The organism is Enterococcus sp. HMSC076E04 (assembly GCF_001814285.1).
Classification (GTDB): domain Bacteria; phylum Bacillota; class Bacilli; order Lactobacillales; family Enterococcaceae; genus Enterococcus_B; species Enterococcus_B lactis.
Window position 1 is genome coordinate 126,493 of the sequence record NZ_KV815597.1, and the last position, 9,428, is coordinate 135,920.

The window sequence follows — 9,428 nt, forward strand, 5'->3', positions numbered from 1 at the left end:
TACTCACCTCTTCCCAGAGTATAGCATAATCCTTACAAAACATAAGTCAAGTTTGCTCAATTATAATTATTTATTAATGTTTATGATTCGTTTCACCCGAAGTAAAATTAGGAAAACATTTTCTACAGGTTTATTCAGTGCTTCTGTCATTGCTTGTTGGTAAAGTCTTAGCTGTCCTTGATATTTTTGGACGATCGCGTCTATTTCTGCTGGATCATCCGGATGTAAAATGAAATCTGTTTTAAAATCATAGATATGGAGATGATCTTTTTCTTCTAAGTATCCATCGACGATTCCGTGGATCAATAGCTCATCTTCCTGATTTGGATAGTCTTGAAATACTTCATCAGCAGAAAGCAGCATGGAAAAAGGTTGTTCCCGTTTTACGTTTTCTTTGTTGGCAATCAATTGTTGCCCAAGTTCTGTTTGAAAGAACCATATAATAGAAGAAACATCTACTTTTTTTGCGACCTTTTCGTCTATTAACCGTTTCTTTACTAATTCCTGCAACTTTTGATTGATGCTCTCTGTAGTTGGCATCTCTAATGGCAGCAATTGCAATAAAGCATGGGTAGCTGTTCCAACAGCAGCTGCCGACACTTGCCGATCTTTTTGTAAAAATTTTGGTTCTGCTAGTTGTTCTTGCGTATAACGGAATTGACGAGATGCTGCCTTTGTCTGACTACTTTCCAGAGTCAAACGTGATTCTTGTGTATCATCTGGATCTTCGAATAATCGTTTGATCTCAGATACAGATTGATAACTTGTGGTTTGCGAAGAAGCCTGATAAGGATATTCATAGGCTAGACGTTTTTGTAACGAATCTGCTAATACAGTTTCCTTTTCTTTCATCTGCTGATCTAAGTTAACCAGTTCTTTTTCAGCAAGCAACTGTCTTTGTTCAATGATTGTTTGCTGATTCATCCATGAAATAGAAAACTGTGCATTTGAATCTTGAAGGAGAGAAGTCGAAACTTCTTCCTCTAAGTATTTCTGCATTTCAGGATGACGGATCAATCCGTAACCAATCCAATTCATCAAGCTGCTTCTGCCCTTCAAACGTAGCGCAGGATCAAAAACCAACTCCTCATGATCAGCTGCTTCAGACCACGTTTGGATCATTTGCTCTTTATTTTTATAGGAACCGACAATGAAAAGCTTTTGTTCTGCCCGAGTCAATCCTACATACAATTTACGCATTTCTTCCGACAACAATTTGTTTTGCTTTGCCAATTTGATGGCTTGAAACGGTAACGTATCATATAACACCCGTGTTTCAGGATCCATATAGCGAATACCTGCTCCAAGTTTTTCTTCAAAAGCATACCGATTGCGCAAGTCTTGTAAGTTAAATTCTTTCGTCATATCTAACAAAAATACAACTGGAAATTCCAAGCCTTTACTTGCATGGATCGTCATTACGCGAACAGCATTATCTTCTATTGAAATGACTGGTTCTGCTAAGTCTTTATCTTTTTCTTGCATTTTTTCAATGAAACGCACGAACTGATATAATCCTCTGAAAGAACTTTGCTCGTATGCTTTGGCACGATCGACCAATGCATAAAGATTGGCTTGTCTCTGTGCTCCTGCTGGCAAACCGACCACATACTCTAGATATCCCGTCTCATAATAGATATCCCATAGCAAGTCAGTGATCGAAGAACGGCGAGCAAGTTCTCGCCAATGATCTAGTTGTTTGCCAAAATGTTCCAGCTTAGCCGCTAATTCATCTTCGTTTGATGCTTGATAAGCAAGCACAGCATCATAGTAAGTATGTGCACGGTCGGCTAATCGGATGCTGGCTAATTCTGGTTCAATCAAACCCACGACTGGCGAACGCAATACAGCCGCAAGCGGAATATCTTGATAGGGGTTGTCAATTAATTGTAGCAGCGAGATCATCGTGCGAATTTCTGTCGCTTGAAAATAATTTTGAGCATCATTCATCTCCAAAGGAATATCCAATGTTTTGAAAATCTCTAAAATCGTTAAGTTGTTCTTCTTTGTAGGTGTCAAGAGAACAATGTCTTTGTACTCTATCGGACGACTTTTCTTTGATTTTTTATCATAAATCATAAAGGAGGAATCAATTAATTGACGAATTTTTAGTCCTGTCATAAAAAGTTCGCCTTCTGTTTTGTCTTCCAGTATATCGTCCGTCGGAATCTCGATCTCTGATTCTTCCTGTTCTTTTTCATAGATCATGATTTCTGGCTCAAACTGTTCATTCTCCGGAAAGTCTGAGAATCCCTGTATGAGTTTGGCTGCTTCGTCATAATTGATTTGACCTACTGCTGGATCCATTAGTTGTTCAAAAATAAGATTCGTAAAAGAAAGGACTTCTTTTCTAGAGCGGAAGTTCTCAGCCAAAACGATCCGACGTCCGCCTTCTTTCTTTGAAAAATTCTCGTATTTCCCGATAAATAAACTAGGATCTGCTAAACGGAAAGAATAAATGGATTGTTTGACATCCCCAACCATAAACATATTTCCTTTTGTATCGTCAGGTTCTCTTAGCCAGTATAAAATGGCTTCTTGTAATTGGTTCACGTCTTGATATTCATCTACCATTACTTCTTTGAATTTTTTTCGATAATGTTTTGAAGCTTCACTTGGCAGCCATGCATCTTTCGTTTTTTCTGTGAGAATCTGCAACGCTAGATGTTCCAGATCATTGAAATCCAACACACCTTTTTCCCGTTTACGCATACTGAAACCGTCCATAAAGCTTTGCGTGACTTTTGTCATTTCTTCGACTAACGGTAGTGCTTTTTCCGTTAATTCTTCTATTTGGCTTGGTGAAACAGGAAAGTAACTTTTACTTATCTGCTGAATCAATTTTTTTGCTTTATCCCTCATGCCCTTGACTTCATTGGATATTTCTTTCAATTCTGCTTTACGACTGCTCTTAAAAGTTGAAAAAGTCAGTTGTTCCAAACTAGCATAAGCTTCTTCTAACCGATCTTGCGAGAAAGCTTCATAGATATTTTTGATCTGCTGTTGTTCTCCGGCCACTTGCTCATGCATTTTTTCTAATTCTTCACCTTGTGCTAACTGAGTCATCTGTTCATATAATTGTACACATTGGTATATATCTGCCAAAACTAAAGGACGGATTTGTTCTTGATATAATCGAGATTTCGCTAGCCCCTCAGTCAAACGATAATTATCGCTTAACTGTTCTAGCCATTTTTGGGGGTCAGGGTTGGCACGGGCAAACTCATAAAGAGAAAACACCAGATTCGTCAAGCCGTCATCTGAACGATCATTAGAAAAGTTCATTGTTAATTGGAAAAATCGTTCATCATTTTCTGCGTAAAGTGCTTCTCTCAGCTCGTCCCACACATCCTCCTTCATCAAGATCGTTTCTGTTTCATCTGTTAACATGCGAAAGACCGGATCAATATCAATTAAGTAATAATAACGTCGAATAACTGTTAGACAAAAAGCATGTAAGGTTGAGATATTCGCTGTGGGCAATAAAACTAACTGCTTAGTAAAATGCTGTCTTCGTACAGGGTCGCTTTCGCTGTTGACCGCTTCTTGTAATGCCTCTTGAATTCTTTCTTTCATTTCTCTTGCGGCTGCTTCAGTAAATGTCACAATCAGTAATTCATCGATATCAAAACCCATTTTTAATTTTTCAATCACTCTTCGAACAAGCACTGTAGTTTTACCTGATCCGGCAGACGCAGAGACTAACAAATTATCTCCTTGATCGAAAATCGCCTGCCACTGATCATCTGTAAATCGTTCATTTTGCGGTTTTAAAGGAATTTGATTCACTCTTCTTCACTCCTTTTCAATATTCTGCGCAGTGCTTCTTCCTTATCTATTTTCTCCAGACGGTGGTAATTATTTTCTTTCAGCATCACATCAAACGTACAGATGCTTCTGAATGGACAAAATTCGCAGGCAATTCGCTGTTTATCTTTATAAGCTGGGTTCAGTTTGATTTCTCCGGAAGTGATTGCATCTCCAGCTAACCGCATATTTTCCCGATTATGCGCCATGAATAGTTGCAGTTCTTCTTCCGTGAAAAATTTATCTTTGCTGAAACTACCTTTTTGGTATTCATCTTTCGCATTTTTTTTCACTGGATAGATCAGTGATTGTTCTTTTGTTTCCAGTGAATGATCTAGTACTTCTAAAAGAGCGGGATCATCGACAAAAACGCCATCATAACTAAATTTTTTCAATGTATTCTTCTCTACATCATCTGTCTCTGTCAATACAGGATTATGAACATGTAAATAATAAGAGCCTGCTGGTTTAACAGCCGCCTTTCCAGTCAAACGTACCGCATCCATCAATGCTACGTCCAGATACGTCAATAATTGCATAGCCATGCCATAATAAGCTTCTGTGACATCAAATGAACGTCCACTAGATTTGTAATCAATAACGCTTAACCAAGTGTCTTCTTGTTCAGAAGCTACATCAATCCGATCGATTTTTCCTCGAACGTGGAGTTTACCACCATTACTCAACGGTAATTCCAGACCTGTGATACCTTTTGCTCCAGCAATCTGACCAAATAAAATCTCCGTCTGTAGAGGATGCATGCCCGTATTTTTGCTCTGTTTGTGCAAAGCCCATGCCACTTTTTGGATCGTCTGTCCTAATTGATAGCGGATATAGTTCATTCTTGCAGAACTATCCAATATCTCAAACCGAAGTTCTCCGAACACTTCTTGCAGCACTTTTTCAGTGAAGTCTTTACGCTGCGCATCGGTCATATTCACTAAGGATAATTGGTTTGAAAACAGTAGCTTGAAGAAACGATCCAATGATTCATGATAAAAATCACCTGTTGCTGCTGGAGTCAGACCATAAACAGTTCGTTCTTTCAATTTCAAACCAAATTGCATGAAGTATTTGTATTCACAATTATAAAAATTCTCCATACGTGAAATCGAAGTATAAATTTCTTTTCCATAAAGCTCTTCCGCCATTTTTTCTGGCATCGAAACAGGCACATTCAAATGTTCCTGACTTTCAAAGATTTGTAAAGCAAAATTGCGCCATGAGGAATTCAGTACTAATTCTTTGAGCTTTTGCCAATGCTTTGGTACAGGTTTCTTTTCATCTAAAGCTAATCGATAAATCCTATTGACTGTATTGATTCCGCTTCTGTAAGTTCCTACATAACAATCAGGATCGCTTTCGATCGTCAAATGCTCTTTTCTCTCGACGGGAACTGATAAATATTCTGTGATTCTGCGCAAATAAGGAGACATCTTCAGTGAACCATCTGTGTCATAGCTTTGTGCATAGCTAAGATATAATCGATCCGTTCCGGAAAGAAAAACAAGGTAGGCTTGGAAAGGCTCAAAAGAGATACTTTCTTTGGATGGGTCGAATAAAAACTGTCCATCTGGCAAAGCTTGATTTAATACTTCTCGTTCTTCACTGGACAACAATCCTTTTGTTTCTTTACGGTCTGGAAACACTTGATCATTCAAACCTAATGCAAAAGTGACGGCAGCTTGATTCGGTCGAACTAATTCCAAACGGTTGATTCGCACTTGGTCGATTGCGGTAGGGATTTTACCATAACTTAGATTTTCTAGACCACTCGTAATGATTTCTTGGAACAGTGACCAGTCAAAAGCCGATTCACCATAAATGACTACATATTCATCCAGCAGATCAATCAGCGCTCCCCATGTCTGCTCATGGTTTCTTGCCGCTTCTAAGTTTCCTCTATCTACTTCCTGATTACGCCAAAACAATAATTGTTGCTGTACACCACTTTGGATCAAAAATTGATAAAAAACATTTGCGGCCACTTGTCCTGTTTTGCTTTTCTTTATTTTTTTAAAAAATGCAGGTATAGATTTCTGAAATAATCGTCTAATCGTATTTGACTGTTCTTCCAGATGCTGTACGTCTTCAATCTGCTCTGCTTCAAAATCATACGCTACAAACTGCCAATCTTTTTCACGCGTCCAGTAAGTGCCTTGATAATTATAAGCAAGTGCGACATTTTCTGTGATGTCCAATTTTTTCCTGAATTCATCTCGTTCTTGTTTCCATTCATCCAGTTCGGTTTCTGTTTCCATCGATAGGAACAATTCCGTCTTGAAAAAACGCATAATATCACTTAATCGATAAGAATAACGGTCAAGAGCGAACAGACTGTTGATCCATTCAATCAGCGGATGATTTTCCATCATTTGTTCTTCATCGATATAAAAAGGAATCGCCATTTCTTGAAAGATTGGTCGAAGAATATTTCCATATAAGGACATATTTTTTGTCAGTACTTGGATATCACGATAACGGTAGTTTTCTTCACTGACTAGCCGTCTGATTTCAACGGCTAACTGTCGGACTTCCTCAGTTGGATTTTCAGCTTCCCACAAATGGAGAGCCTCTTGTTCCCCTAATTTGCGGACGGTTGCTTTCTTTTGGCTAGAAGTCTCTTCCCACATCGTTTGCAGCAACTGCAGCGCTGTCGGACGATTCTGCTCTGGCGCAAAACGATCTACTAATATAGGGACTTTCCGTTCTCTCGCACTTTGAAAAAGACGGAAATAAAGCTTTCCAGTCTCATGAAAGAGCGTAAGTACTTCTGGAAGATCCGCTGTATAAGGACGATCCAACAATAAATCGACAACTAATTGCCCCTTTTCCATCATTGCCTGCAGTAATTGATACTCTTGCCCATTGATTCGGGAAAAACCGCTGACGATAAATTTGACGTTGGTGAAATCTTGTGTCTGCATATAATTTGCTAGTATAGCCAGTGCATCTTCATTTGATAGGGCACGTTCGGTCAATTCGCTGTCATAAGCTGAAAAAATCAGCTTCAAGTCTTTCATTTTAAGTTGCTGGTCTTCTGCATTCGGTGAATCACCAAATAAAAGCATCAAGTCTTCCGGTTGAATATTCCCTATGCGCAATTCACTATAGAGTTCTTGCAATTGGCGAATAAATCCTCTTTTATTGATTTCTCCGCGAAAGATCGTTAATTCTTCCTCATGTTTTTCTAAAATCTGTCGCAAGATCATCGCAGATCCGGATTCTGATAACTCATTTCCTGTAAGAAGGGTTGTCTGTTGCAGCAAATACCAAGCCAGACGGTAAAAACTGAATACTTGAACATTTGTTGTGCTGAAAGCTTTTTTCCCGCTTCTTCTTCGCATCTCCGCTAAAATTTCTTGTTCCTGTTCGAATTTGCTGTAATTGGGAACAAGAAAAAATACTTGGTTGCTTGCATCCTGGTCGAGCCAAGCTGACGCTTCGTCGATCAAGACTTGACGGTGATCTTTTTTCCCGTTTCCAAGAATAAATTGTAAAGACATGCTTTTCCTCCTTCAACACATGATACGGTGCTTCTTTATTATATCAAAAAATACTGAACATTTGTTCTATATTCTTCAAATTATATACTTTTATGGTTCTGATATTTCTATCTTTTTTGAGTATACGCAAAAAGACAGGAATCGCTACAAATAAGCAATTCCTGTCTTTTCGTGAGTTGATTAATGGATAGATCCCATTAGTTTTTTGATTGGTTCTTTCACAGTAAATAGCAAGATACCACCAACGATTGCTACTGCACCGATAATACCGAAGTAGGCAGATTCTGTTCCCGGTGTGTAGAAGCGTGCAATTTGTGCATTGATTGCTTGTGAAGAAGCATCAGCTAAGAACCAAATAGCGATTGTTTGTGATTCAAATGCTCGTGGTGCTAATTTCGTTGTTACAGACAAACCAACTGGTGAAAGACACAATTCAGCAATAACCACGATGAAGAAACTTCCTAACAACCACAATGGACTTACTTTTCCACTTGTCCCATAAAGCATACCTGGCAACATCAATAGTAAGTATGATAATCCTGCAAACAAAAGACCAAGAGAGAATTTCACTACTGTAGATGGTTGGCGTTTGCCAAGTTTTGTCCACATCGTTACGAATACCGGTGTCAAAATAAAGATGAAAATCGGATTCAATGATTGATACCAGCTTGCTTGGATCGTCACACCAAATAGTGTAGATTGCGTACGTTCACTAGCAAATAAAGCTAAGATAGATGAACCTTGTTCTTGTAATGACCAGAAAATGATTGCTGCAAGGAATAATGGGATATACGCCCATACTCTTGGTTTTTCTTCAGCAGTTACATCTTTTGAAGTCAACATTTTGATAAAGTAATACAACGGTAAGATAATCCCCAATACACTGATTGTATTGACAAAAAAGTCGATTGTCAGATGACCAGTTAATTGTGCCCCACCGAATACTGCAGCGATAACAACAAGTGCGATGATCAAGTTACGGATGAATCCTTTACGTTCTTCAGTTGTCAAAGGATTCGGCGGTGTAGTACCCACTCCGTCTAATGTCTTGCGTCCTTGGATAATGTATTGTAATAATCCAAAGAACATCCCAATAGCAGCTAAAGAGAACCCTAAATGGTAGTTATATTCTTGACCGATTGTCCCAACGATTAGTGGTGCTAATAATGCTCCTAAGTTGACACCCATGTAAAAAATCGAAAATCCTGCATCTCTTCGCAAATCAGTCTTTGAATAAAGATGTCCGACCATGCCAGAAACGTTTGGTTTCAAAAAGGCGGTTCCGATAATAATCAATGCCATTGAAACAAATAATGTACTTACACCAAATGGTAAAGCCAAGACGATGTGTCCAAGCATAATGAAGACTCCACCAAAGAATACAGTGCGTTTTGCTCCTAACACTCGGTCAGATACCCATCCGCCGACGATACTAGACATGTAGATCAGCGATCCGTATATCGACATGATAGCTAATGCTGTTGCTCGTGGTAATCCAAGTCCCCCGTTGGCAACTGTATCGTACATATAATAGATAAGTAATGCACGCATACCATAATAACTAAATCGTTCCCACATCTCAGTGAAGAACAAAGTTGACAATCCCTTCGGCTGCCCGAAGAAGCCCTTGTCTTGCTGTTTTTCCATAATCTATACCCCAATTCTTTAAATTTTCAGAAAATATTATACATCTTTACCGAAAAATTTAACTAAAAAACTTATTTAAGAAATATAAACTAATTTTCTATAAAAACAAGTAATTTTTAATGGCAATATCATAAAAAAAAGAAGATAGAGATTTAATAATTATATATCAGCTGTTTTTTTCGAATAAGCAAAAATTCCTAAAACACAGCAATGAAAGCGATAACCAAGAAAATCCTTTTCTAACGATTTCCCTTATTAAAATTGTTTTTTGAACTTCGCTTATTTTTTGTGAGCATATCTGTTTACTTACTTTTTGTAAGATGATATACTTCATTTCGTAATCAATTAAAAAAATGCAAAACGCAAATCAAAGGAGAAATTTTATTATGACAACTTTTACTGACACTTTAAAAAATCGCCGTTCAATCTATCATCTATATAAATTGAGTTAAATTGTATTCGTTTTTC

Annotated in this window: 3 protein-coding genes and 1 pseudogene; 1 reads left to right on the forward strand and 3 read right to left on the reverse strand. The window is 38.1% G+C overall.

The window, feature by feature from the left end; translation table 11 throughout:
• Positions 1-66 precede the first annotated feature (66 nt).
• The 3 genes from addA to HMPREF2961_RS07315 all read right to left on the reverse strand — a co-directional run bounded on the left by addA (position 67) and on the right by HMPREF2961_RS07315 (position 8,960).
• The gene (gene addA / locus HMPREF2961_RS07305; RefSeq protein WP_002315105.1) at positions 67-3,789 is read right to left on the reverse strand and encodes a helicase-exonuclease AddAB subunit AddA; all 3,723 of its coding nucleotides are present in this window, start codon (positions 3,787-3,789) and stop codon (positions 67-69) included.
• Positions 3,786-7,313 (reverse strand): PD-(D/E)XK nuclease family protein, encoded by a 3,528-nt coding sequence (locus tag HMPREF2961_RS07310; RefSeq protein WP_070704433.1) that lies wholly within the window; start codon positions 7,311-7,313, stop codon positions 3,786-3,788. Before HMPREF2961_RS07310 ends, addA begins: the two co-directional genes overlap by 4 nt.
• A 180-nt stretch (positions 7,314-7,493) precedes the next feature.
• Positions 7,494-8,960: a peptide MFS transporter gene (locus HMPREF2961_RS07315; RefSeq protein WP_002315107.1), complete on the reverse strand. Its 1,467-nt coding sequence runs from the start codon at positions 8,958-8,960 to the stop codon at positions 7,494-7,496.
• Positions 8,961-9,313: 353 nt separating this feature from the next.
• Between HMPREF2961_RS07315 and HMPREF2961_RS15915 the strand changes: the two are divergent.
• A pseudogene (locus HMPREF2961_RS15915) lies at positions 9,314-9,397 on the forward strand (nitroreductase family protein); the annotation flags it as partial.
• Between the last annotated feature and the right edge of the window lie 31 nt (positions 9,398-9,428).